Raw genomic sequence first — 2,152 nt, 5'->3', positions numbered from 1 at the left:
ATCGTTGCGATCAACAAGGACGAGGACGCGCCGATCTTCCAGGTCGCCGATTACGGCCTGGTCGCCGACCTCTACCAGGCGGTTCCGGAGCTGACGGCCGAACTCGGCAAGCTCGGCAAGTAAAACGAGCCAAAAACACCGGCCGGAGCTATAAACTCCGGCCGGTGTTTCATTTCTGAGGCGTTTTCTTTGGCGTGGGGCACGCCTTCGAAGCGATCCAATCTAGGTTTCGAGCCAAGGTTCTGATTAAATCGGACCTCCCGGCTCGGGGGGTAGGCAGGCGCGACATGCGCGCCGTTCCGGTGGATGACAAGATGGCGGCAGTGATCAAGAAGGTCGGCGTGATCGGCGCGGGTCAGATGGGCAGTGGCATCGCGCACGTTGCGGCGCTGGCCGGCTTCGACGTGGTGCTCAACGACGTCTCGGCCGACCGCCTCAAGTCGGGGATGGCCACCATCAACGGCAATCTGGCGCGACAGGTCTCCAAGAAGGCCGTCTCCGAGGACGACAAGGCCAAGGCGATGGCGCGCATCACGCCCGCCGAAAAGCTCGACGATCTCGCCGATTGCGACCTCGTGATCGAGACCGCGGTCGAGAAGGAGGAGGTCAAGCGCAAGATCTTCCACGAGCTCTGCGCGGTGTTGAAGCCGGAGGCGATCGTCGCCTCCGATACGTCCTCGATCTCGATCACGCGGCTCGCCGCCGCGACCGACCGCCCCGAGCGCTTCATCGGCATTCACTTCATGAATCCCGTGCCGCTGATGGAGCTGGTGGAGCTGATTCGGGGCATCGCCACCGACGATTCGACCTTCGAGGCGTCCAAGGAGTTCGTCGCCAAGCTCGGCAAGCAGGTCGCGGTCTCCGAGGATTTCCCGGCCTTCATCGTCAACCGCATCCTGCTGCCGATGATCAACGAGGCGATCTACACGCTGTATGAAGGCGTCGGCAATGTCGAGGCGATCGACGCGGCGATGAAGCTCGGGGCGCACCATCCGATGGGCCCGCTCGAGCTTGCCGATTTCATCGGTCTCGATACCTGCCTCTCCATCATGCAGGTGCTGCACGAGGGTTTGGCCGACTCCAAGTACCGCCCGTGCCCGCTGCTGGTGAAATACGTCGAGGCCGGCTGGCTCGGCCGCAAGACCCAGCGCGGTTTCTACGACTACCGCGGCGCCAAGCCGGTTCCGACAAGGTAAGGCGGCGGTGCCGTAGCGCCGTAGGGTGGGCAAAGCGAAGCGTGCCCACGCATTTTTTTTCGACCATGGTGAGATGGTGGGCACGGCGCAAGTGCGCCTTTTCCCACCCTACGGCACCATTGCCCTCGGCTGGCACCCCGCCTGTGACATTTCATGTCCCGTTAACCTCTCGCGCCTAGGTTACGGCCGGTACGAGGGTTCGCGTAATGGACATGATGGCAATGGTCAGCACCATGCTGGCCGCTCAGCAAGGCGCGCTGCAGTCGAATATCGCGGCGACGCTGACCAAGCAGAACGCCGATATGGAGAAATCCACCGTCCTGACGCTGATGGGCGCCGGTCAGCCCTCGCTGGCCAATGTCGGTGCCGGCGTCGGCGACAATCTCAACGTCACCGCCTGACCCATCCTTAGAGCGACGCTGCGGCCTTGCCGGTCGCCGCCCGGATCAGCTTGAGCGCGTCCTCGCTCGCCCATTCCGCCGGTCCCGCGATCGTCGCAATCTCGCAGCCTTGCGGATCGATGAGCACCGAGGTCGGCATGCCCAGAGCTCGGCCTATGGCCTTAAGATCCTGAAACACCTTGGCTTTCTGGTCGCTGAAATAGCTCAGCCTGCCAAGATTGGCCTCTTTCAGGAAGTTTTTCGGCTTCTCGGGGTCGCGAGTGTCGATATTAATCGCCACCACCTCGAAATTCGGGCCCGACAGCTTGCCCTGGAGCTCGTCCAGCGCCGGCATTTCCTTCCGGCATGGCACGCACCAGGTCGCCCACAGGTTCACCAGCAGCGTCTTGCCGCGGAAATCTGACAGTTTCTTCGGCTTGCCGTCGGCATCCTCGAAGGCGAGGTCGGGCAGCTTGAGGGGGGCGCTCGCCATGGTCAGCGCCGCAAGTTCGCCATGGGCGAGCGGGGCGATCTTTTGCGCCGTGGCCACCGCCGGCTTGCAGGTCGGATCGCCGC

At 63.2% G+C, this 2,152-nt stretch carries 3 protein-coding genes and 1 pseudogene; 3 read left to right on the top strand and 1 reads right to left on the bottom strand.

What is annotated here, in order from left to right:
- The 3 genes and pseudogenes from MOV75_RS35615 to MOV75_RS35605 all read left to right on the top strand — a co-directional run.
- Positions 1 to 123 (top strand): annotated as a pseudogene (locus MOV75_RS35615) (electron transfer flavoprotein subunit alpha/FixB family protein); the annotation flags it as partial.
- Between the two features lie 191 nt (positions 124 to 314).
- Positions 315 to 1,196: a 3-hydroxybutyryl-CoA dehydrogenase gene (locus tag MOV75_RS35610; RefSeq protein ID WP_063203650.1), complete on the top strand. Its 882-nt coding sequence runs from the start codon at positions 315 to 317 to the stop codon at positions 1,194 to 1,196.
- 206 nt (positions 1,197 to 1,402) lie between these two features.
- Positions 1,403 to 1,597 carry a hypothetical protein gene (locus tag MOV75_RS35605; protein WP_246932198.1) on the top strand — a complete coding sequence of 65 codons (195 nt, stop codon included), beginning with the start codon at positions 1,403 to 1,405 and terminating at the stop codon, positions 1,595 to 1,597.
- A gap of 7 nt (positions 1,598 to 1,604) precedes the next feature.
- Here MOV75_RS35605 and MOV75_RS35600 read toward each other — a convergent pair.
- Positions 1,605 to 2,152: TlpA disulfide reductase family protein (locus MOV75_RS35600; protein ID WP_247007677.1), on the bottom strand; the 548-nt coding region annotated here is incomplete at its 5' end.

It is taken from the genome of Bradyrhizobium sp. PRIMUS42 (genome assembly GCF_023006515.1).
Lineage (GTDB): Bacteria > Pseudomonadota > Alphaproteobacteria > Rhizobiales > Xanthobacteraceae > Bradyrhizobium.
The sequence above is the reverse complement of the archived record's forward strand: the minus strand, read 5'-3'. Positions and strand labels throughout refer to the sequence as shown.

Coding starts and splice junctions, on each gene's coding strand:
- MOV75_RS35605 (WP_246932198.1), top strand. CDS start 1,403: ATGGACATGATGGCAATGGTCAGCACCATGCTGGCCGCTCAGCAAGGC.
- MOV75_RS35610 (WP_063203650.1), top strand. CDS start 315: ATGGCGGCAGTGATCAAGAAGGTCGGCGTGATCGGCGCGGGTCAGATG.